The sequence below is a fragment of the Bacteroidota bacterium genome, assembly GCA_016706255.1.
Lineage (GTDB): Bacteria > Bacteroidota > Bacteroidia > Chitinophagales > BACL12 > UBA7236.
The window spans coordinates 42,469-66,135 of record JADJJZ010000001.1; the positions used below are offsets into that span (position 1 = coordinate 42,469).

The 23,667-nt window shown below is 36.5% G+C and carries 23 protein-coding genes; 19 read left to right on the plus strand and 4 right to left on the minus strand.

Going from position 1 to position 23,667, the window contains the following annotated elements; all coding sequences use genetic code 11:
* Positions 1-23: 23 nt before the first annotated feature.
* From IPI65_00180 to IPI65_00235, 12 genes are all read left to right on the plus strand, one after another.
* The gene (locus IPI65_00180) at positions 24-3,455 is read left to right on the plus strand and encodes a T9SS type A sorting domain-containing protein (GenBank protein MBK7439978.1); all 3,432 of its coding nucleotides are present in this window, start codon (positions 24-26) and stop codon (positions 3,453-3,455) included.
* A gap of 136 nt (positions 3,456-3,591) precedes the next feature.
* Positions 3,592-5,205, plus strand: coding sequence for a phosphoenolpyruvate carboxykinase (ATP) (gene pckA / locus IPI65_00185; GenBank protein ID MBK7439979.1), 1,614 nt, complete (start codon positions 3,592-3,594; stop codon positions 5,203-5,205).
* A gap of 99 nt (positions 5,206-5,304) precedes the next feature.
* Entirely contained in the window at positions 5,305-6,117 is an 813-nt protein-coding gene (locus tag IPI65_00190) for an SUMF1/EgtB/PvdO family nonheme iron enzyme (protein ID MBK7439980.1), read from the plus strand.
* 93 nt (positions 6,118-6,210) lie between these two features.
* Positions 6,211-6,987: an SUMF1/EgtB/PvdO family nonheme iron enzyme gene (locus IPI65_00195; protein ID MBK7439981.1), complete on the plus strand. Its 777-nt coding sequence runs from the start codon at positions 6,211-6,213 to the stop codon at positions 6,985-6,987.
* Positions 6,988-6,992: 5 nt separating this feature from the next.
* A complete protein-coding gene (locus IPI65_00200) occupies positions 6,993-7,352 on the plus strand; it encodes a gliding motility-associated C-terminal domain-containing protein (GenBank protein ID MBK7439982.1) in 360 nt (119 codons plus the stop codon).
* Positions 7,349-8,236 (plus strand): PorP/SprF family type IX secretion system membrane protein, encoded by an 888-nt coding sequence (locus IPI65_00205; protein MBK7439983.1) that lies wholly within the window; start codon positions 7,349-7,351, stop codon positions 8,234-8,236. The genes IPI65_00200 and IPI65_00205 overlap by 4 nt, the downstream gene beginning before the upstream one ends.
* Before the next feature lie 3 nt (positions 8,237-8,239).
* Positions 8,240-8,953, plus strand: coding sequence for a 16S rRNA (uracil(1498)-N(3))-methyltransferase (locus IPI65_00210; GenBank protein ID MBK7439984.1), 714 nt, complete (start codon positions 8,240-8,242; stop codon positions 8,951-8,953).
* Positions 8,950-9,627 (plus strand): DUF4159 domain-containing protein, encoded by a 678-nt coding sequence (locus IPI65_00215; GenBank protein MBK7439985.1) that lies wholly within the window; start codon positions 8,950-8,952, stop codon positions 9,625-9,627. The genes IPI65_00210 and IPI65_00215 overlap by 4 nt, the downstream gene beginning before the upstream one ends.
* Before the next feature lie 94 nt (positions 9,628-9,721).
* Positions 9,722-10,171, plus strand: a complete 450-nt coding sequence (locus tag IPI65_00220; protein MBK7439986.1) for a response regulator — start codon at positions 9,722-9,724, stop codon at positions 10,169-10,171.
* Between the two features lie 11 nt (positions 10,172-10,182).
* A complete protein-coding gene (locus IPI65_00225; GenBank protein ID MBK7439987.1) occupies positions 10,183-10,851 on the plus strand; it encodes a response regulator in 669 nt (222 codons plus the stop codon).
* Between the two features lie 82 nt (positions 10,852-10,933).
* A complete protein-coding gene (locus IPI65_00230; protein MBK7439988.1) occupies positions 10,934-11,116 on the plus strand; it encodes a hypothetical protein in 183 nt (60 codons plus the stop codon).
* A gap of 54 nt (positions 11,117-11,170) precedes the next feature.
* On the plus strand, positions 11,171-11,632 hold the full coding sequence (locus tag IPI65_00235) for a tryptophan-rich sensory protein (protein MBK7439989.1): 462 nt from the start codon (positions 11,171-11,173) through the stop codon (positions 11,630-11,632).
* Between the two features lie 2 nt (positions 11,633-11,634).
* Here IPI65_00235 and IPI65_00240 read toward each other — a convergent pair whose 3' ends face one another.
* The 3 genes from IPI65_00240 to IPI65_00250 are packed head-to-tail and all read right to left on the minus strand — an operon-like array spanning position 11,635 to position 15,221.
* Entirely contained in the window at positions 11,635-12,033 is a 399-nt protein-coding gene (locus IPI65_00240) for a cupin domain-containing protein (GenBank protein ID MBK7439990.1), read from the minus strand.
* A gap of 34 nt (positions 12,034-12,067) precedes the next feature.
* Positions 12,068-14,560, minus strand: a complete 2,493-nt coding sequence (locus tag IPI65_00245) for a TonB-dependent receptor (protein ID MBK7439991.1) — start codon at positions 14,558-14,560, stop codon at positions 12,068-12,070.
* Between the two features lies 1 nt (position 14,561).
* The gene (locus tag IPI65_00250) at positions 14,562-15,221 is read right to left on the minus strand and encodes a ribulose-phosphate 3-epimerase (GenBank protein MBK7439992.1); all 660 of its coding nucleotides are present in this window, start codon (positions 15,219-15,221) and stop codon (positions 14,562-14,564) included.
* 229 nt (positions 15,222-15,450) lie between these two features.
* Here IPI65_00250 and IPI65_00255 point away from each other — a divergent pair, with 229 nt between their 5' ends.
* The 7 genes from IPI65_00255 (at position 15,451) to IPI65_00285 (ending at position 22,314) form a co-directional block, all read left to right on the plus strand.
* Positions 15,451-17,205: a S9 family peptidase gene (locus IPI65_00255; GenBank protein ID MBK7439993.1), complete on the plus strand. Its 1,755-nt coding sequence runs from the start codon at positions 15,451-15,453 to the stop codon at positions 17,203-17,205.
* The gene (locus IPI65_00260; GenBank protein MBK7439994.1) at positions 17,202-18,062 is read left to right on the plus strand and encodes a TraB/GumN family protein; all 861 of its coding nucleotides are present in this window, start codon (positions 17,202-17,204) and stop codon (positions 18,060-18,062) included. The genes IPI65_00255 and IPI65_00260 overlap by 4 nt, the downstream gene beginning before the upstream one ends.
* A gap of 17 nt (positions 18,063-18,079) precedes the next feature.
* Positions 18,080-18,862 carry an ATP-binding cassette domain-containing protein gene (locus IPI65_00265; protein ID MBK7439995.1) on the plus strand — a complete coding sequence of 261 codons (783 nt, stop codon included), beginning with the start codon at positions 18,080-18,082 and terminating at the stop codon, positions 18,860-18,862.
* A gap of 26 nt (positions 18,863-18,888) precedes the next feature.
* Positions 18,889-20,094, plus strand: a complete 1,206-nt coding sequence (locus tag IPI65_00270; GenBank protein ID MBK7439996.1) for an ABC transporter permease — start codon at positions 18,889-18,891, stop codon at positions 20,092-20,094.
* 207 nt (positions 20,095-20,301) lie between these two features.
* Entirely contained in the window at positions 20,302-20,778 is a 477-nt protein-coding gene (locus IPI65_00275) for a GNAT family N-acetyltransferase (protein ID MBK7439997.1), read from the plus strand.
* Positions 20,779-20,875: 97 nt separating this feature from the next.
* Entirely contained in the window at positions 20,876-21,289 is a 414-nt protein-coding gene (gene mscL, locus IPI65_00280) for a large-conductance mechanosensitive channel protein MscL (GenBank protein MBK7439998.1), read from the plus strand.
* 98 nt (positions 21,290-21,387) lie between these two features.
* Entirely contained in the window at positions 21,388-22,314 is a 927-nt protein-coding gene (locus IPI65_00285; GenBank protein ID MBK7439999.1) for a DUF3078 domain-containing protein, read from the plus strand.
* A 53-nt stretch (positions 22,315-22,367) separates the two neighbouring features.
* On the opposite strand, the gene IPI65_00290 is transcribed toward IPI65_00285, so the two are convergent.
* Complete coding sequence (locus IPI65_00290; GenBank protein MBK7440000.1) at positions 22,368-23,657, minus strand: acetyl-CoA hydrolase/transferase family protein; 1,290 nt, start codon at positions 23,655-23,657, stop codon at positions 22,368-22,370.
* Positions 23,658-23,667: the final 10 nt, after the last annotated feature.

Here is a 23,667-nt window from a genome sequence, read left to right on the forward strand (position 1 = left end):
CATTTTACTCAAATAATCCTATTATGAAAAACAAAATTACACTGTTGCTGAGTTGTTTTTGCGCTACTTACATGTGGGCACAAACTCCTGGTACTCAAATTATTCTTCAAACCCATGGGGGTTCAATTAATTCCATTATAACCGGTGATATTAATGGGGATGGAACAGATGAATTTATCGAAAACATGGGCAATACTTTTTTGATAAAATATAATAATGGTGGATCACTTTGGCAAAATAGTTATACCATAAATGAAATGGCAAATTATTACAGTAGTGAAATTGTTGTTACAGATATTAATGCGGATGGTTTTAATGATATTATTACCTATTCATCATTATACAGTAATTGCAAATGGCTGGAAAATCCAACTGATGGTTCAACAAATTGGACCGAACATACTGTAATAGGTAATTATCATTTTATGATGGGTGTTTTTGATGTAGATGGCGATTTAATGCCGGATATATTTTTAGAAAATTTAGGTGGCACTTTGGGCTGGGTAAAAAATGTGGATGGTGAATTTACAACGTTCACAACTATTCCTGATACATACAGCGCAACACAGGCAAAAGGAATTGCAGATTTTGATCAGGATGGCGATACAGATATGACCCTTTATTTTGATGATTGCTGCATAAAATATTTTAGAAATAATAGTAATGGAACTTTTACCGCTTTAACAGTATCAAGCGATGAATATCAGAATGATATTATCGTTACTGATACGAATGATGATGGTTTCGCTGATATCGTTTATAATTATTACACCGGATATGATGTGGCAGTATTTAATTCTGTTACTAATGTATTTGGACCATCAGCAGTTTTTGGAACTTATTTTGCAGTTCAAACCACATTTAGTGATATAGACGGTGATGGTGATGATGATTTTATTGTAATAAGTGACGAAGGTGTTGAAGGTTTTTACTCATTAAAATATCGTGAAAATAATGGTGGTTTTGGAATCTTAACAACATTGAATGATTCAATCCCTCAACGTGATGGTAAATATTATTTTTACGATTATAATTTTGATGGCAGATCAGATTTATTTTCTACATTACTTGGTAAAATATATGTAGACACAAGCAATTTTGTTACTGATGAAATTAGTGCAGAATTTTCTCCAGAATCTAATTATTTACGTATGGATTTAATTCGTTATTTCGATGTGAATAATGATGGTGATGAAGATATTATGCTGGCAAATAATGATGGTGTTGTTGGTTGGATAGATTATGATGAAATTAATGATACAATCGACAATGTGCATCACTTACCAAAAATAGATGCAAGCCCCTACCCTGTTGCCTTTCAGGAAGCCGACCTCGATAACGATGGCGACATGGACCTGGTTTCGAGTTTTAAAAGTTTTTATGGTGGTGAACAGATTTCCTATTATTTTTTAAATAATGGCACCGGCAATTTTACGATGTATAATTTCAGTGACCATGCATACGGTCAGTTATATTTTTTAGATGCTGATGAAGATGGTGATTTAGATTTTGTTGGATACGATATTTCAGCTAAAAGTCTTGTTTTATATTTAAATACCGGAATTCCAACTGCCCTCTTAAGCTTTTCATCTACCCTTTCAACCGGAACAGTTTATGGTGCTGATATGTCTGACTATGATAATGATGGTGATTTAGATTTTATTCATAGTAAATATGCAAATACTTATTTACAGGTAATTAAAAATGAACCCGGATTGGCATTTAGTCCTTCAACAATGTTAGTTACACATGGTTGCACAACTGCAACATTAGTTTACACAGAAGATTTTGACGATAATGGTTTAATAGATATCGGATACACCTGTAATACAGGTACTTTTAATGTTAAATTAAACATAGATGGTGACTATGTTAGTAATTCTTATGGTTCATCTGTTGGATCCTTGGGTTATGGGCCTTCCTACACAACAACGGCGGATGTAAATCAGGATAATGTTGAAGATTTTATTGTTTCATCATATACAACCGGAACACATTTTAAATTATCAGATGGTCCGGGAATATATCTTACAACGGACTATACTTTTTCACCGGATTATGGTCGTTTTGCTTATGTTAATGATAACGATATTATAGATTTTATAGGAACAAGTAATACCGCTTTATACATAATATATGATGTAACAACTGTTGCACCGGATATCACCGTTACCGATCCTGCAGTTTTATGGCTGGAAGAAGGTGGTGCAACTGCTACTATTTCAATTGTTGCCAATACCATTCCGGCAAATGATTTAGAAATTTCATTTGTCCCTGATGCAACCATTAATTGTGGTGCAGGTGAAGGTTTACCATTTATAATTACTATTCCAAACGATTCCACTGCATTAATTCCACAAATTATTACATGTTCAGTTCCTGAAGACATTGAAGTAGAAAATATTTACAACCAGTCTGTTGCAATTACCACCTCCGCACCAACATGGGGCATGTTTGCGGGTTTAATTGATGATTCATTCGAGTTTATGATTTCAGATAACGATTTTGGTTTATTTGTTTCTCATACCGGCGTTAGTTTAGCTGAAGGTGTTGCTGCAACAACAATTGAATTTAATATCAATAAAGTAGTTTCCGACCCGGTTGAATTAACAATTAATCCGGATGCTGATATTGCATTAAATGGTGTATTAGGTACAGCTGCTGTAATCGATATCCCAACAGGATTAGGTGCAGTTGCAACCTTCAGTTATACTGTGGCAAATACTAATGATTATGTAGACGAAAATAGTGTTATTGAATACGTAAAGTACGATTTCAGCAGTGCAGATATGTATATCAACGATTTTATTGCCGACAGTCTCGAAGTAACATTAACCGATAACGACATAGCCAACGTGATTCGCGTGTCAGGTGGTGCGGTAATTACCGAAGGTATTGAGGTTTTCCCGCTTGACGTTAAAATAACCTCTGCTCCAACATCAGATGTGTTTGTAACCCTTACCCCAAATATTCAATTAGATTTAGGAGCAGGTGCAGGAATGCCGGTTACCCTAACTTTTAGTGCAGGTTTAACTATCCCTGATGCTATTACAACAAATGTTTATGCTGTTGAAGATGGTATTTCAGAACCATTACATTCAGGTATTATTGCATTTACTATTACCTCTGACGACCCGTTATATAATGATGAATTATTGGGTAATCTTACCATTAGTATTGAAGATGTGGAAACCGTTGGTATTGATGGACTTGTATCAGATGAAACAATAATTATCACACCAACTGTCGGAACAGGTTTATTTGAAGTTGCACTTTCAGAAACTGTTTCTTCAATAATGGTTGTAAATACATTAGGGCAAACAATTTTTTCAGAAGAAAATAATGGAAAAACAACCCAAACAATTGACCTTACCGGTTTACCTGCAGGCACATATTTTATTTCTGCAATCAGCTCAGATGCTGTAACTACAACTCCTTTTCATATAACCCATTAAAAACAGCGGTTTTAAAATTCAAACGCGGAGCATTTACTCCGCGTTTTTTTATGCACAAAACGGTGACCTAAGTTATTTCTTTCACAAAAAACACTGCCGTATCTTTGCACCTGAAACAACCCTTATTATAAATACTATGAAAGAACAAGGTCTTAAAAACCCCACGGCAACGCTTAGCAGTATTGGGCTTCAGCATAAAGCAACTGCCTATTGGAATCTCACCCCTGCTGAGTTGGTTGAACATACTATTGCCCGTGGAATGGGCGTTTTAGCCGATAGTGGCGCTTTAGTTGTAGACACCGGAAAATTCAGAGGTCGTGCTCCTAAAGATAAATTTACCGTTAAAGACAGTAAAACCGAAAACACTGTAGACTGGAATAACTTCAACATTCCTACAGAACCTGCAGTTTTTGAAAAATTATATCACAAGGTATTAAATTACCTTAGCGACAAAGACATTTGGGTGCGCGATAACTATGCCTGCGCAGAACCTCAATACCGTTTAAACATCAGAGTTATCAACGAATACCCTTGGGGTAATTTGTTTTGCGATAATATGTTTCTCCGCCCTTCAGAAGCGGAAATTAAAACGCAAAATCCGGACTGGCTTATTGTTAATGCACCGGGTTTTCAGGCTAATCCTGCTGAAGACGGCACCCGCGAGGCCAATTTTGCCATGATTGATTTCACTAAACGTATCATCCTGATTGGCGGCACCGGCTATACCGGAGAAATGAAAAAAGGTATTTTCACCGTACTCAACTACTGGCTACCGCAGGAACAGGGCGTTTTAAGTATGCACTGCTCTTCAAATGTGGGTAAGGATGGTGATGTAGCCGTATTTTTCGGACTTTCAGGAACCGGAAAAACAACACTTTCTGCTGATCCTAACCGCCGTTTAATTGGTGATGATGAACATGGTTGGACCGAAGACAGCGTTTTCAACTTCGAAGGCGGATGTTATGCTAAATGTGTGAACCTGACCAAAGAAAATGAACCTCAGATTTTTAATGCGATAAAATTTGGTTCTATCCTCGAAAACATTGAGTTTTTCCCGGGAACACGCAATGTCGACTTTGCCAATATCACTAAAACCGAAAACACCAGGGTAAGCTACCCTATCGAATATATCGATAATATTATGACCCCAAGCAAAGGTGGTCTGCCAAAAAATATCTTCTTTTTAACTTGCGATGCATTCGGTGTATTGCCTCCAATCAGCAAACTTACTCCGGGTCAGGCAATGTATCAGTTTTTAAGCGGCTATACAGCAAAAGTTGCCGGAACAGAAGCAGGTGTTACTGAACCACAGTTAACATTTTCAACTTGTTTTGGTGCTCCTTTCCTCCCCTTACATCCAACAAAATATGCTGAAATGTTGGGAGAAAAAATGCGCAAACACAATGTAAATGTATGGCTGATTAATACCGGCTGGACTGCAGGTCCTTACGGTACCGGTCACCGCATGAAATTGTCGTATACCCGCGCTATGATTACCGCTGCATTAAACGGCGAATTGGACAATGTTCAATTTGTTGCGCATGATATTTTCGGACTATTAATGCCGGCTACCTGTCCTAATGTGCCTGCAGATATTCTGAATCCACGCAACACCTGGAACGATAAAGCCGCATACGACCAAAAAGCGTCGAATCTGGCAGCTCAATTTGTGAAAAATTTTGAAAAATACGCTGATAAAGCAAATGCAGAAATTTTAGCTGCAGCACCAAAAGTGTCAGCAAGCGTATAATATTTTTAATATTCGTTATGACCCACTGCAAAATTTGTAGTGGGTCACTTTTTTATACTAAAACAGGGTAATTTAACGTTAGTCAAAAAAATATCAGCTATGAAAAAGTTTGTTTTACTCCTACTGTTTGGTGCCGTAGTAATTGGCACCGGTTCTGGTTTTCAGCGCATAAAACCTATGCAGAAATTCATGAAAAAAGAAGGTTTTGTTTTTGTTCCTTCCGGTACAGTTACCATTCAGGGAAAACCAACCACCATACAATCTTTTTTTATGTTGGCAGGCGAAGTAACAAACAAACAATACAATGCCTTTTTAAGCGACTTGCAACAACAGGGCAAAACTGCTGAATATGAAATTGCGAAAATTGTCCCTGAAAAATGGAAACTGGATAATGCTTCCATGGAAAATATGGTTAAATTGTATCATGTGCACGAATCGTTTACCAATTATCCTGTAGTAAATATATCGCAGGAAGGTGCCCGATTATATTGTAAATGGTTGGAAGAAAAATACAACGCTGCAGGTTATCAAGTTAAAGTACGGTTACCATTGGATGCTGAATGGCAATATGCCGCAAAAGGTGGTAACGATAACAATATTTATGCTTGGTCAGGAAGTGAATTACGCAGTTCAAAAGGTTTGTATTTAGCCAATTTCAAAACAGAAAAGGTGAGCGATGATGGTGGTTATTTTACAGCTATCACAAAATCGTATAATCCAAACGACTATGGCTTGTACAACATGTGTGGCAACGTAAGTGAATGGACCAGTGATGATGCCATGTCGAAGGGTGGCAGCTGGTGGAGCGATCCCAAATATCTTAAAATTGATGCGCCACAGGAATTTGGTAATTCGTTACAAGCTTCCCCATTTATTGGTTTCAGGCCGGTTATTACTGTAACAATGAATTAGGATAACTCAAAAATCACAAGTTATTGAGGTGGTAATATTTTCGCTTAGACGGTTCTCAAATTAATTTGCTACTTTTAAACATAATTTTTAATTATGCGCCTGAGTAAATTAGCCCTGTTAATTGTTATCATACTATCTTTTGCATTTTCCTCAATAAATAAATCCCCAAACCGATTTCTTAAAAATGAAGGATTTGAATTAATTCAATCTGCGGGCTCAACTGATTATTATATATCAGCTACCGAAATTACCAACAAACAATATTTACTTTTTTTAAATGATTTGAAAGCAGCCAATAACACTAAAGATTTGGCAATTGCTACGGTTGACTCATTGCAATGGCAAAATGAATTTTCTTATAATGCCCCTTATACCAATTATTATTTTCGCCATATTGCATATGAAAACTATCCTGTAGTAAATATTTCATACGATGCAGCAATTTTATATTGTAATTGGCTACAACTAAAGTATCAAAAATCAGGATATGATGTTATTGTTCGCCTGCCGACTGAAGCAGAATGGATTAATGCAGCAAAAGGTGGTAATGCCAATAATATTTATGGATGGGATGGCAATGACTTAACAGATAAAAAGGGTAATTATCTATGTAATTTTGCAGTGCAAGATTCAACAAATGACATATTAACACCTGTAAAATCTTTTAAGCCAAATAAATTCGGATTATACAATATGAGTGGCAATGTAGCTGAAATGTTATCGATAAAAGGAGCTCATAAAGGCGGCAGTTGGAACAATGCCATTGAACTCCTAAAAATCGATGCAGTTGATCCGTATACCGGCATATCTTCACCTTTACCTACAATTGGGTTCAGACCATTAATTGAATTGAATATAACAGCAAACTAAATCGAATGATTAAAAAATTTACTTTCTATTTATTATTACTTGTTGGCCTCGGATTTAATAATCAGGCCAATGCGCAAACTGCCTGCACTGATATTGTAATCCCGGATGTAATCACACCAAATGGTGATGGCATTAACGATTTATTGATTATCACCTGTATCGAAAATTATCCGGATAATGAGTTAACCGTTTATAGCCGCTGGGGCGAAATTGTTTATCATGCAATTGGTTATTCCAACAACTGGGATGGTTATGCTGAAAAAAATAAAAGTCCACTACCCGATGGCACTTATGTATTTATTTTAAAAGCAAAAATGAATGGTGAAGAAAAACAACTAACCGGAAACTTAACCATTACAAGATGATTAAACAATTACACTTAATTGTTTTACTTTTTTTATTTACAAATGAAGTGCTGAATGCGCAACAACCCTTTTTTACGCAATTTAATGAAAACCCGATTGTATTAAATCCTGCATATACCGGGAATAGTTACCATTTAAATATAAGAGGTCAATATAAAACGTTGTGGACAGGCTTGGAAACTACTCCTTCCACCGCTATAATTAGTGCCCACAGCCCAATTGGGATAAGCAGTTCATCTATTGGTATTATAGTATTGCATGATGTTTTCGGAATTAGTAATACCAATGCGGTTACGTTAAATTATGCTTATCGTTTTCAAACAACATTTGGCAGAATTGTAGTAGGTGCTGATGTATCTGCAACTAATTATCAGCAACAACTTACAAAAACGCATCCCGGCATGAGCAACGACCCTGCTCTGGCTGCAGATTTTAATGCCATGTATATGAATGCCGGATTTGGAGCAGCATGGGAAAATGAAAATGGTTATTTCGGAATTGCAATGCCCGGTATGTTAAATCCATCTAAAACAAAAGAAATAAATGATACCATTACTTTTATGCCTGCGCAACTTAATATCAATGGCGCATATAAATTTACATTAAATGAGGCATGGGAAATGGAGCCTGCTATGAGTTTTAGTTATATCGATAAATTACCATCACAAATGGCTTTACTTTTTTCGTTTGAATGGGATAATACTGTTGGATTTTTAGTGGGATATCGAAGTAGTAATGTTTATTCTGCAGGTGTTAAATTTCATTTTATGGATAATTTTTTAATCGGATATAATTACGATTATTACGCGTCAACATTAAATGTTTTAGGTGGTGGCCACGAATTAGTTTTAGGATTTGATTTAAATAAACCGGAAGGAGAATAAATTATGGTTTGTGTTTACGCTCCTGATTTAATTGATCAATCTGAATACACCTTAAGTGAACCGGAATCACATCATGTTACCAACGTATTACGTTCAAAAATTAATGATGTTATCCAGTTAACAAACGGACAAGGGAAATTATTTAATGCAATAATTACTGAAGTGCATAAAAAAAATACCCGTGTTCAAATTACTGCTCATCAAACTTTTACAAGGCAACCCGGCGCAATACATTTGGTAATTGCACCTGTTAAAACAAATGAACGTTTGGGTTTTTTATTGGAAAAATTAACGGAATTGGATGTTGCTTCAATAACACCTATATTGACACAAAACGGAGAGCGACGCGTATTTAACCACGATAAGGAAATGCATCATCTGGTAGCAGCAATAAAACAATCTAAAAACCCGTTTTTACCAATACTGCATCCCTTAATAAAATTTGAACAATATTTAACAGGAAGTAAACTAAACCTAGCACAAAAATTGATTTGTCATTGTCGCGAAACACCTAAACCGCTTTTAGCAAATACCTATAAAAAGGGTAATGATGTAATTGTTTGCATTGGTCCGGAAGGTGATTTCACAAAAGAAGAAGTTATTTTTGCTGAAGGGCATGGATTTAATTCCGTAAGTTTGGGTGATGGTGTATTACGCGCTGAAACTGCCGGAATTGCCGCAAGTATGATTGTTAAAACCTTGAACCAGATAAAATGAAACACAAAATTTTAGGATTGACCGGTTTGGTTGCAATGGCATTGTTGATGTCGTTTGCCCCAATTGCACCGAGCAATTCTATCGCTTTATTAAAATATAATGGCGGTGGCGACTGGTATGCCAACCCAACCTCATTACCAAATTTAGCTGCCTTTTGTAATAAAAACCTCGATTTAAACATTAACACCGACCCGCCAACGGTTGAAGTGGGTAGTCCCGATTTATTTAATTACCCATTCTTGCATATGACAGGCCATGGCAATGTGGTTTTTTCGACTGATGAGGCACAAAATCTGAGAACGTATTTAATTGCAGGCGGTTTTCTGCATATAGATGATAATTACGGTATGGACCCTTTTGTTCGTCCTGCCTTAAAAAAAGTGTTTCCTGAACTCGATTTGGTGGAATTACCTTTCACCCACCCGATATTTCACCAGAAATATGAGTTCAAAAACGGATTACCTAAAATACATGAACACGACAATAAACCACCACAAGCTTTTGGCTTATTTTGGGAAGGCAGACTCATTTGTTTGTATACCTATGAATGCGACTTAGGCGATGGCTGGGAAGATCCTGACGTACATAAGGACCCTGAGGAAGTTCGCCAAAAAGCCCTGCAGATGGGCGCTAACATCCTCCAATACGTTTTTATGAATAACTCGGGCAACTGAATACCTTACACCACACACAACATTTAACAATAATTTCCTACTTTCGTATTTGGGGGTGGGGGTAATTTTTTAAGTTAACCTTTCAAAGTTCAGGATGAAATCCCAAAAGGATGAAGTAATGCAGATTTTACTGGTGGAAGATAACCCCGGTGATATCCGATTAACGCAGGAAGCCCTGAAAGAGGGCTCCATTCGTAATGAATTGCATGTGGTAAAAGATGGCGTTGAAGCTATTGATTACCTTAAACGAAAAGGGAAATATACCAACCAGCCCACACCCGATATCATTCTCCTTGATTTAAATTTACCACGCAAAGACGGCCGTGAAGTATTGGCCGAAATTAAAGCTGACGAGAACCTTAAATTAATTCCGGTGATTATTCTGACAACATCCGATGCTGACCTGGATATACAAAAGAGTTACAAATTGCACGCAAATTGTTTTATCACCAAACCTGTCGACCTTGACCAGTTTATTTTTATTATCCGACAAATAGAAACATTCTGGTTTACTGTGGTAAAACTTCCGGCAAAAAAATTTTGAAGCCCTAAAAAATGGAACCTAAACAAACAACCAACATTTTACTCATCGAAGACAACCCTGCTGATGCACGATTAGTCGAAATTTATCTGAATGAATCCACACTGCTCATCCCTAAAATTTCACGCGTAGCCGAACTGAAAAAAGGTTTATTTATGCTCGAAGAAAGCGACTATGATGTTGTTTTACTCGATTTAACCTTACCCGATAGTTCAGGTTTTGATACCGTAAAAACAATTCTGAATGAGTTTCCAAGCCAGACAGTAATTGTTATGACCGGTTTAGAGGATGATACCGTTGCTATCAATTCAGTAAAAGCCGGTGCTCAGGATTTTATCGTAAAAGGCCAGTTCGACAGCAATTTATTGTCACGAACCATTACGTATGCCATTGAACGTCACCAGTTACAAATTAAACTGGAGGATTATGCCAAGGCTATAAAATTGAATGAACAACGCCTTATCGAAGCACAAACCATGGCCCGCATGGGTAACTGGGAACTGGATGTGGTAAATAATCAAATGTATTGGAGTAATGAGGTTTTTAGAATTCTCGGTTACAAAGAAAATTCTATTGAACCTACATTAAACGATTACCTCAAATATGTTGCTCCGGACCAATTAAATGAAGTGCGGAGCGCAATAAAACGCACTATGGAAAAAGGTCAGCCCCTACCATTGTGAATATAAGGTTATTCTCCCCGGCAATATTGAAAAAACAATTGCGAATCAGGGACTTATCCAAAAAAGTAAAAAGAATAACGGCTTGTGTCTTTCAGGAACAATACAGGATATCACCAATTTAGCCGGTAAAAATGAGACACAAATTAATTTGGATGCACTTACCAAACATCTTGAAAGAATTCAGGCTGAAATTGACAAAATGGAAGATAATCATGCGCTAAAGTCACTTATTGTTGACGTTATGCTCATGGTGAATAAAAAATAACTACATCTCAAAATAATTTTCAAAACCTTTTAAGGAAAAACTTGTTATAATGATATGGCAAAGTTTTTCCTTTTTTTATTTATCAATTTTGCAGCCCTGGGAATCGGTAGCTGGCTGATTGGTAATCCCGCATCAAACGAATGGTATAATATGCAAAATAAAGCCCCCTGGACACCTCCGGGATGGGTGTTTGGCGCTGCCTGGTTTACCATCATGTTTTGCTTTTCAATTTTTATGTACCGCGTGGCTTTAAAATTTCCCTATCAGGAAAATAAATATATCTACTTCGTATTTGCATTGCAGTTTGTATTAAATGTTATGTGGAATCCGGTGTTTTTTAGATGGCATATGGTGTTACCCGGATTACTTATCATTATTGCTTTAACTGCAGTCGTATTATATTTCTTAATTTGGGGAAAATCGCATGTTGGAAATGCTGCATGGTGGGTTGCACCGTATTTTATCTGGCTGCTTATTGCAACTTCATTAAATGCTTATGTGCTGGTAAAAAATTAATGTTATTCGGTAATTAATATTCTGTCAGTACCATCAAACATCGGCGTTTGAATACTTAAAACCTTTAATGGTGTTTCAGAGGTTACAATTACTGCGTGAGGTGTATTTTCAGGAATTACAATGTAATCGCCCGGCTTAATTAAAATCCATTCATTACCCAAACGCATTTTGCCGGTTCCTTCTAAAATATAAACCTGTTCGGTGTGTTCAGCATGTTTATGTAATACCACTTCCTTTTTAACGTGAATAATAAATGATGTGGCTGCAGAATCACTATATATTTTTTCTACATGTACATTATCATAATCATCAGCCGGTGTATATTTTCCGGTTTCAAACTGTTGAGCATAGGTTGGCTGAAAACATAGCAATAAAATCAATGTATATACATATTTCCACATAACATTTATTTTACTACGAATGTAGAAATAAAAATTAAAACTTAGCTACAATTTTAAAATTCAATCGCCTGTCGGTGAGGTAATTGGGGAAGGAATATTGCTGATTATTTACATCTTTTACCCAGATATAACTTATGGTATTTTGTATACCTAATAAATTAAATACTTCAATACTCGCCCACATACTTTCAAATACGGTGTTAATTGGTTTTTTACCGGTTTTGTCACGGTTTTTATCCAGCAACAATGCGCTGAAACCAATATCAACCCTGCGGTATGGCGGTATTTTTAAAGCGTTGCGATAATATTCATTATTCGGCGGACCGTAAGGCATACCGGTTCCAAAAAGGAAGCTTAAATGCACTTTAAAATTTTCATTTCCCGGCATATAATCCTGGAAAAACATCGCAAAATTCACTAACTGATCTGTAGGCCTGCGAATATATCCTTGTGGTGTTAAAATCAATGAATCAATACCACCTTCATCATTATAAATTTTAATAAAGGTACTGTCACCATCAATATCTTCTTTCGTGCGCATTACACTTAAACTCACCCAACTATCAGCATCCTGAACAATTTCTCCGTGTAATCGCAAATCTATTCCGGCAGTATATCCAACAGCCCTATTTTCACCATAATATCTGATGCGCACATTTTCCAAATCGTATGGCACTAAATCATATAAAGATTTATAATAGATTTCAGAAATAAATCGGAAATCACGATCCCATGCTTTGAATTTATAATCTGAACCAACTAATACGTGCACACTTTTCTGACTCTTTACATCTTCATTAATTGCTCCCTCCAAATTGCGTAATTCACGATAAAATGGCGGCTGATAATATAAACCTGCCGATGCCTTAAATTCTATATTACGCAGCGAATCATTTTTATCTGTCCATTGCGGCTGCCAGATATATTGCACACGTGGTGTAACTGTCACCTCCTTATTTAAATCCCAATAACTGGAACGAACGCCATAAGTAACGGCAAAATGTTTACCGCTTGGCTCCCAGGTATTTTGTACATAACCACTATAACGCATACTGTTTAAAGTGATTGTACTTTTAAATACTTCCTGCAATTGAACTTCTTCTCCGGTATAAGGCAATGAATAACCGGCACTGTCGAGCAATTCCCATTCTTTTAATTCATCATTAATTATTTCAGTTTGAACGCGTGCGCCCCATTGAATATAGTTGGTTCCACTAACCGTTTCACGCGAGCCGATATGACTCAAATTCACCACATCTGAAGTTAAATAATTACGCGCAAAATCCTGAAACGTTCCTACGCCTAGTCCATACACCACATCACCAAAATCTTCATCACCTAAATTTGTTTCAACAAGCCCTAACCAATATTGACCAATAATATCAAATGTTTCAGATTCGAGACTGTGATATGCTGATGCCAAAAATTTATAATTCGTTAACTCATTTGGCGTATATTGATATGAAATTCCGCCAAATCCTGTGATAAACTGATCTATTTCCTGCCCTTCAAAAAACACATCTAATTGAATAACTTCATTTACAACACCGGTTGCAGTGGAGCGACTTAATGGTAAAAAGGTGTAACTGTTATAACTTAAATTACCTAATATTTCCAGTTTCGATTTTTTCGAGATATTAATTCCCAGCAATCCCTGCATATCAACAAACACAGGATCATATTGTCCTTCAGTATTTAATGAATTCAATAAATATTTGCTGGTGCGATATCGTGTGCCGAATAAATAATAAACTTTTCCTGAATCAGGTCGGTCGTTAAAATAAAATGATGCGCCTAATAAACTTGCTGTAACACCGGCTTCAAATTCGGTGGGTACTTTATATTGAATATCTAAAACGCTGGATAATTTATCGCCATATTTTGCTTCAAATCCACCTGCACTAAATCCGATATTACTGATTAAATCATAATTCGGAAATGGTAAACCTTCTTGCTGACCGGAGCGCACTAAAAGAGGTCTGTAAATTTCAAAATCATTCACATAAACGAGATTTTCATCATAATTGCCACCGCGAATCGAATATTGTGATGTTAACTCGTTATTATTTCTTGCCCCCATTATTGCCAAAATTGCCGTTAATGGATCCATGGTTGATGGTATCGGCTCAAGGTCTTTTATCTCAATATGTCGCAGGTCATCTTTTGATGATACGGTAACCGTTCCTAACACACTACCTTCTTTTAATTGCACATATAATGGATAACGTTCGTTGGGTTCGAGATAAAATTTTTCGTATTCTGTTTCAAAACCCACGAATGAAAAACTCAATATCACAGTATCATTTGCTGGTAACGAGATGGTAAAATTTCCATCCGCATCACTCTGCGTAATAATATTTAAGTCAAGTGCTTTAATATTTGCAGACGGAATCGGTTTTTGTTTGGTATCAGTAATTTTACCGTAAATGGTAGCTTTTTGCTGGGCACTGGCAGAAAGGGATATCAATGCCAGCAGTGTGGAGAATAAAATGCGAAACATTAAAGCTACAAACGCCGTTTTTTGCATATTATTTTCTTACGAGCGATTTAAGTGTGTGGATTGCAGCAACAGGGTCAGTTTCTCCAAAAACACCACTTCCCGACACTAAAACATCGGCTCCGGCATCCAAAATACGTTGTGCATTATCCAGTTTTACACCGCCATCAATTTCAATCAGCGCCTTAGAACCACTGGTATCAATGAGTTTGCGCAGCTTTTGTATTTTATTGATAGATGTTTCAATAAAACTTTGTCCGCCCCAACCCGGATTCACAGCCATAAAACAAATAATATCGATATCGGTAATAATATCTTCCAAAACAGCAATGGAAGTGCCCGGATTTATTGCTACGCCTGCTTTTGCGCCTAATTTTTTTATTTCCTGAAGGGTAGCATGTAAATGTGTGCAAGCCTCAACGTGAACTGAAATAGAATCGGCTCCGGCTGCTCTAAATTCCCTTAAATAACGCTCCGGTGTAACGGTCATTAAATGCACATCAAGTGGCTTTTTGCTATGGCGTTTCATGGCAGCTACCACAGGAATTCCAAAACTCATATTTGGCACATAAACCCCGTCCATCACATCAACATGAATCCAATCGGCTTCTGAATTGTTGATCATTTCAATGTCTCGGGCAATGTAGGCAAAATCGCAGCTTAAAATGCTGGGCGCAACTAAATGACTCATGGCGCAAAGATACACCCTTGATTTTGAAGAATTGGGGGCTCAAATTTGACAGTCGAAAAAATATTCCACTTGTCGAAAATAAGTAGCTTACTAAACTTTGAATCGCAGATCTTTGACTGGTAAACCAGCCTCAAATGTAACTTTGACAGAAATTTTTAAAAATGCGGATTCCTTACAAGACTTTTTTCGTAACCCAAAACAAACCGGATTTCATATAGCACCTGACGGAATGCATATTTCCTGGCTTTCAGGTTATAAAGACCGCATGAATATTTTTGTCAAAAATGTAGCTTCCGGAACAATTCGTCAGCTAACTTTTCAAACAAACAGAGATATTTCCACTTATTTATGGCTTAATAATACCCAACTTGCTTTTTTGCAAGATAATAATGGGGATGAAAACCATCATGTATTTGCTGTTGAATTAGCCGATGGCGCAACCCGCGACCTTACGCCATTTGAAAATGTAAAGGTGGATATTATTGATGAACTGGAAGATGATGAGGCACATATCCTCATCATGATGAATCGCAGGAATCCACAATTATTTGATGTTTTTAAGCTGAATACCATTGATGGCACGCTTACACTTTTAGAAGAAAATCCTGGAACAATAACCGGATGGGTAACCGACCACAAAGGTGATATTCGAATTGCTATTACAACAGATGGTGTAAATTCAAGTTTATTATATCGAGATGTAATTAGCGAACCTTTTAAACCTATTGTTACAACTAATTTCAGAGAAGGTATTTCACCTTTATTTTTTGATTTTGAAAATAAATATTTTTATGCACTAAGTAATATCGGTCGCGATAAAATTGCAATTGTATTATTTGATCCGGTTGCAGTTAAGGAATTGGAAATACTATTTGAGCACAACGCAGTAGATGCCGACAATCTGGGTTATTCGAAAAAAAGAAAAGTAATAACCAGTGCAGCATATACAACCGATAAAAAACATTATACTTTTTTTGATAAAACCAGTGAACAACGTTACGAACGTGTTAAATCGCTGATACAGGAAGATGCTGAAATTTATTTTACGGATAAGGATAAAAATGAATCATTTTTTATCATCAGAACATTAAGTGATGTATCGCTTGGAAATTATTATTTGTACGATGCAAATCTGGATACCATTACCCATCTCGCTAACGTAAGCCCATGGCTCAACAGCGAAGCACTTTGCCACATGGAGCCGATACAATATACCTCACGTGATGGTTTAACGATAAATGGTTATTTAACATTACCAAATAATAATTCATCACAACCATTTCCTTTAATTGTAAATCCGCATGGTGGACCATGGGCGCGGGATACATGGCATTTTAATCCCGAAGTACAATTTTTAGCCAATCGTGGTTATGCTGTTTTACAAATTAATTTCAGGGGTTCCACCGGTTATGGCAAACAATTTTTGGAAGCTGCATTTAAACAATGGGGCAAAACCATGCAAAATGATATTACCGATGGCGTTCAATATTTAATTGAAAAAGGAATAGCCGATAAAAATAAAATTGGTATTTACGGAGCAAGTTACGGTGGTTATGCAACGCTTGCAGGTTTAACATTTACGCCTGATTTATATGCCTGTGGTGTCGATTATGTTGGCGTGAGCAGTTTATTTACATTCATGTCGTCTATTCCACCATATTGGGAACCTTACTTGGAAATGATGTACGAAATGGTTGGGCATCCTGAAAACGATAAAGCATTACTCGCTTCATCTTCTCCCCTTTTGCATATCGATAAAATTAAAGCCCCACTTTTTGTTGCTCAGGGCGCTCTTGATCCTCGTGTAAAAAAATCGGAAAGCGACCAGATTGTTGAAGCATTAAGAGCAAAAAATATTGATGTAGATTATATGGTTAAAGATAATGAAGGCCACGGGTTTTCAAATCAGGAAAACAGGTTTGAATTTTATGCTGCCATGGAAACATTTTTAAGTAACCATTTATTAAACGATTCGCAATCATGAAATCATTTTTGTGTGTTTTATTTTTAGTTTGTTCATTTTGTGTCGCACAGGCTCAAAACACGGGCTACACGGGTTCTCTGCTGTGGAAAGTGAGTGGTAACGGTCTGGAAACACCATCATATATTTATGGCACCATACATTTATTGGAGCAAAGTGATTTTAAAATTAAACCTGAAGTTGATTCTGTGTTTGATGCTGCAGATAAAATTATTTTCGAAGTTGATTTAACCGATATTACTTTACAATCCACTTTTCAAAACTGGATGTTATTACCGGACAATAAATCTATTAAAGATTATTGTAGTGCTGATGAGTTTAATAAAATATCGAAATACTGCACAGATTCATTAAAAGTAGATATTTCAGCTTATGCTAATCAAAAGCCATTCGCAATTTATCAATTACAAACAACACATTTAATAAAAGGCGAATTAGCATCATTTGAATTGTATTTTTTACAAAAATGTATGCGCAGTCAAATTCCGGTTGGCGGACTGGAAACACTAAATTCACAATTGCACATTTTTGATTCAATCAGCTATGAGGAGCAACTGGATTGGATTGTAGCCTCAATTGATTCTTCTGATGAACAGTATACCAATTTTGATAATATGGTGGCAAGTTATTTGTCGGGAGATTTAAATGCATTATTAAATTTAATGGAAACCAATTCACCTGAAATAAAAAAATATGATGATTTATTTTTGGTGAACAGAAATAAAAATTGGATACCGGTTATTATGAATGAGATAAATAAACAATCTTCATTTATTGCAGTTGGCGCAGCACATTTAGGTGGGCCAACCGGTATTTTACAATTATTAGCAAATAAAGGATATACCATTACACCATTATAAATAAGTAAATTTAGAATATGATAACAATTACCAACCTCTCAAAATCATTTCAGTTGTCGAGGCAACAAAAAAAAGAAATGAATTATGCGCAACAGGGCGACACAGTACATGCCGTGAAAAATGTATCATTTACCTGCCAGCCGGGTCGCATTTTTACGTTGCTGGGGCCTAACGGGGCAGGTAAAACAACCACTCTGCGTATGATAGCCACTATTTTAAAACCAACATCGGGTACTATTGTAGTTAATGGATTCGACACGGTTACCAATGGTGTAGATGTGCGCAATAATTTAGGGTTTTTAACCGGTTCAACCGGTTTGTACGACCGACTTACACCGGATGAAACAATTACCTATTTCGGCAGGTTAAACGGTATGGATGAAGTTACGCTAAAACGCCGTAAAAAAGAATTATTCGATTTATTGGGCATCAACGAATTTGCACATCGTCGCGTAGGGAAATTCAGTACAGGTATGAAACAAAAAGTTTCTATTGCCCGAACAATGATTCACGACCCGCAGGTTGTTGTATTTGATGAGCCAACTTCAGGTTTAGATGTAATTGCTGCAAAAAGTATTATCGAATTAATCAGACAATGTAAGCGCGAAAACAAAACCATAATCTTGTCGACACATATTATGAGTGAAGTAAATATGCTTGCAGATGATTTAGCAATTATTTACAAAGGTGATCTTATTTATAACGGTTTGTTCGAAGATTTCAAAAAAGGTATGCGCGAAATCACTTTAGAGGATGAATTTATTCGCATGGCACAAGAACATGAACCCGCAACAATCTGAACAATTTAACTTTATCAATCAATACAATGAAAAATATAATTACCATATTTCTTAAAGAAATAAAAGATATCATGCGTGATAAACGCACACTGATGGTGATGCTGCTTATCCCACTTGTAGTTTATCCGGCCATTTTTGTAGGTATTACCAAATACATGACCGCACAAAGTGAAAAGGCCGTATCTGAAACCTTGCGTATAGCAATTATTTCAAACGGCAATGAAGCAAATTTTAAAGGGTTTATTACACCAATGCCTAATACAAAAATTTCTTCAGTTACAGATACCACAAAAGCGAAAGAACTCATTTTAGCAGATAGTATAGATGTAGCCTATTATTTCCCTGCTGGTTACGACTCAGCGCTTGCTAAATTAGAAGCAACTGGTTTTCAATATTTTTATACATCCACGAATAATGAATTTGAAGTGGGCATTGTTCAAAATATAAATTCCGGTTACAAACAACAACTGGTAAAACAAAAACTCGCAGAAATAAAAGTAAGTGAAACTGTGCTTGAACCTGCAAAAAGTATTGAACGTAACCTGGCTTCATCACGTGAACAATTAGGTAGTATTGTGGGTGGTATTATCCCTTACTTTTTTATCATTTTCTGTATGATTGGATGTATGTATCCGGCTATTGATCTTGCTGCAGGGGAAAAAGAAAGAGGGACACTTGAAACCTTATTGGTTTCATCTGCAAGCCGTATGGAAATTTATACCGGGAAACTCATTACAGTAACCTTAAGCGGGTTTATTTCCGCAATGGCAAGTATTGCCGGATTAATTGTTTCTGCAAAACTTATTGGCAGCGGTGCCAGTGATTCTGATATGTCACAAATAAGCGAATTATTGTCAGGAATTATCTCTCCGGGGTCCATTATTATGATGCTCGTGATATTATTACCACTTAATATCTTTTTTGCGGCAATCACACTCATGTTATCTATTTATGCAAAAACATTTAAAGAAGCACAAAGTATGATTACGCCATTAATGATATTTATTGTTTTCCCAACCATTTTTGGTATGTTACCGGGTGTTACCCTCGATTATAAAACTGCATTGGTTCCAATCTTAAACGTTTCACTCGGTGCCAAGGAAATTATTTCCGGTACAATTGAAATTGGTCCGCTTTTAATGACCTATGCTGCATTATTTATTTATGCCGCTATTGCATTGATTATCAGCGTTCGTTTCTTCAATAACGAAAAAAATATTTTAAGGGGTTAAGAAAAAAAAGCTGAAATTCCTGTAAACTGAACACAAATCCCGGTAATCCACCATTACCGGGATTTCTTTTTTTGATTTTTTTCTTCGGATGACGGAACATTGCACTCCCGAATTTTGTTAACTGAATGTTGACAATTAGAAGTGGCACATCACACAACCATTGTTAATTTTATAACGTTTATCTAACTTAGGAAAGAAATCGGTTTCATGGAGAATTTATTCTGGAAAATAAAGAGTTTTCATCAGTTGAATGTATTTGAGCTGTATGGTATACTGCGTTTAAGGCAGGAAGTGTTTGCTATTGAGCAAAATTGTGTATACCTGGATGTTGATGGAAAAGACCAATTTTGTGACCATATTTTTGGGGTAGATGATGCAGGAAAAGTTATCGCCTCTTGTCGCATTGTTCAACCCGGTACCGGTTATAATGAAGTAAGTATCGGACGTGTTGCAACGCATCCTGAACACCGCAATAATGGTTACGGGAAAATGGTTATGGATAAAGCAATTAATTTTATTGAAGATAAATACGGCCCGGTGTCCATCAAAATTGAAGCCCAGTATTATTTAGAAAAGTTCTATTCTGGTTATGGTTTTGAGCCGAAAAGTGACATATACTTACTCGACGGAATTGAGCATATTGAGATGGTACGCGAAAAGAACGCCGTTCACGTCAGAGCCTGATAGAAACCCACACTTTTTCACATTTGAGTTTTGCAAAATTTTGTTACTATTGTGACAGAATAAACCAATATTTGTTAACCTAAAAATCAATCACATTATGGGAATGTTAAAAGAATTCAAGGATTTTGCCATGAAAGGCAACCTAATCGATATGGCAGTCGGTTTTGTAATGGGTACCGCTTTCGCCGCAGTTTCGAATACCTTTATTAATGGAATGGTAATGCCTTTGGTGAGCCTAATTTCAGGTAAAGATTTCCACACATGGAAATTTACACTGAAAGAAGCTCAAATGGCCGCTGATGGCACAGTTGCAAAAGCTGAAATTGCCATCATGTATGGTGATTTTATTTCAGTGCTGATCAACTTCATCATTATTGCTTTTGTAATGTTTATGGTAATAAAAGCAATTAATTCAATGAAGAAAAAAGAAGAAGCAGCACCTGCAGCACCTCCGGCTCCTTCCGCTCAGGAAGTTTTACTTGGAGAAATTCGCGATCTGTTAAAAAAATAAATCGTATAATATACAATGCCTTCCAATTGGGAGGCATTGTTATGTATAATTGGCCCGATTATTGAAAAACGGCCTGCAATTAAATCAATCAAAAAAATATGAAAAAATTATTTACCCTTGTTATCCTGCTGAGTACGGTTACAATATCTTTCAGTCAGGTGGATACTACCTGGAAAAAAGGTGGTGGCGCTATTCTTAATTTTAATCAAACATCTTTAACCAATTGGGCTGCCGGTGGTGAAAGTAACCTCTCCGCTACCCTGCTCACCAATTTTTATGGTAATTACAAAAAAGATAAAACTACCTGGGACAATACCTTAAATATGAATTACGGTTTAATTACTGCGAATAATTATGATGATATCCGCAAAAATGACGACCGTATCGAATTAAACAGTAAATATGGTCGCTATGCATTCGCCGACGATTTTTACTATTCAGGAATGTTGAACTTTTTGACTCAGTTTGCAGCAGGTTACGATTATGTTACCGACCCTGCCGCTGCAATGCCTATTTCTAAATTATTATCTCCGGGTTATTTAACCGCAGCTATCGGTTTGGACTGGAAACCAAGTGACAAATTTTCACTATTCCTGTCACCTGCAACCGGCAAATTTACTTTTGTATTAGATGAAGATATATCTACTGCAATAACCGACACAGCCAACAATAAAAACCGTTACGGTGTTGATGCAGGAGAAAATTTACGCGCTGAATTTGGTGCCTCAATGGTGGCCGCTTTAAATACACCTATCGGAAAAAACACCAGCTTTTCTTCTAAACTCGTGTTGTTTAATAATTACACCGATCCAATTGCTGAACACAAAGGAAATATTGACGTCGATTTTCAAAATAATATCAATATTAAAGTGAGTAAATATTTTGCAACAACAATTTTCTTACAAGTATTATACGATCACGACATTGCAATTGCAACTTATGAGGATGGTGTGCAGGTAGGCACAGGTCCAAAAACACAATTTAAAGAGGTATTCGGAATCGGATTAAGTTATTCGTTTCAATAATATACGATAAACCCCTAAAATAAATCCGATGTGTTGAGCATCGGATTTTTTATTTATACAAATAATTTAAATCGTTCAAAACAGGATTGATGCAATGCTGCTCGATCATCCGGATGTGCAATTTCAATTAAAGCCTTTGCGCGTTGACGTAAATTTTTTCCAAACAAATAAGCAATACCATATTCAGTTACAAGATAATGTACATGTGCTCTGGTTGTTACTACTCCGGCTCCCGGTTTTAATACAGGCACAATTCGTGAAACACCTTTTGCAGTGCGCGATGTTAATGCAATAATCGGTTTTCCGCCTTCACTTAACGCCGCACCACGCATAAAATCCATTTGTCCACCCACACCCGAATACTGAATAATACCAATTGAATCAGCACAAACCTGACCTGTTATATCTACTTCTATAGCACTATTGATTGCAACTACTTTATCGTTTTGTTTAATTACAGATGGTTCATTTACATAATCGATATCTAAAAATTCAAAAGCCGGATTATCATCAACGTAATCATACAATTTTCTTGAACCCAAGGCAAACCCTGATACTGTAGTATTTGGATGTATTTTTTTGTATTTGTTATTCACTACATCCGATTCAAATAACGGAATCAATCCATCAGAAAACATTTCTGTGTGTACACCTAAATCTTTGTGATTGGTAAGTGCTTTTAACACGGCATCAGGAATAGCACCGATGCCCATTTGTAATGTACTTCTGTCTTCAATTAATCCCGCAATATGTTCGGCAATTTTCATTTCATCTTTCCCTACCTTTTCACCGAATGAAGCTTCATGCAAAGGTTCATTTACATATACCATAGCGTGAAAACGGGATGCATGAATTAAACTGTCGCCATGTGTGCGTGGCACCTGCGGATTTACCTGCGCAACAACATATTTTGCCATATTTACTGCGGTTCGTGCAATATCAACTGAAACACCTAAAGAGCAGTAACCATGTTTATCAGGAGGTGAAACTTGCACTAACGCAACATCTAACCCTAAAATACCGCGTTTAAATAACTCCGGAATTTCACTTAAAAAAACGGGAATGTAATCTGCAAAACCACTATTTACATCTTGTCTGATACTGTTAGAAACAAACATACTGTTCATCGAAAAGCTGTCGCGATGTTCCGGTTTATCTACATGCATATCTCCATACACACTGATAAATACCAATTCTACGTCGTGAATCTGGTTGCTTCTTTCGGCAAGATGTTTTAATAAATGTGTTGGTGTACATGCGCTGCCATGAACAAAAACGCGATCACCCGATTTAATGCAGCTTAATGCCTGTTCGGCAGAAATATAATTTGGCGTTGTATACATAATAATTATA